Annotated in this window: 1 protein-coding gene; it reads right to left on the bottom strand. The window is 62.8% G+C overall.

All coding sequences use genetic code 11. From position 1 onward, the window contains the following. Positions 1-274 (bottom strand): hypothetical protein (locus IAE40_RS25585; RefSeq protein ID WP_200604073.1); only part of this gene is annotated, 274 nt, incomplete at both ends.

Raw genomic sequence — 274 nt, 5'->3', positions numbered from 1 at the left:
CAGAAGTGAATACGTCGGATCTTCACCCTTGATCAAACTTCCTAAATAAGAGCCACCCGCCTTGAGCACCCCGACCACGTTGCCGATATCCCGACCGGCAGTGACGGTCAGGTCGTTCGCCGCCTCGATACGCGCTGCGCTGTCGACCAGGTCCTTGGTCACCTGCTCGCCACCAGCCCGGCCTTCCAGGCGGGTAACGCTGCGTTCGTTGATCACATCGCCCGTCAGCGCGGTCAGGCTCACTTCACGACCGGCGATGATCCCGCCCTGGGCG

Source organism: Pseudomonas sp. S44 (assembly GCF_016624805.1).
In the GTDB taxonomy this organism is placed as follows: domain Bacteria; phylum Pseudomonadota; class Gammaproteobacteria; order Pseudomonadales; family Pseudomonadaceae; genus Aquipseudomonas; species Aquipseudomonas machongensis.
Note: the sequence above shows the minus strand (reverse complement) of the source record. Positions and strands in the feature narration are given on the sequence as shown.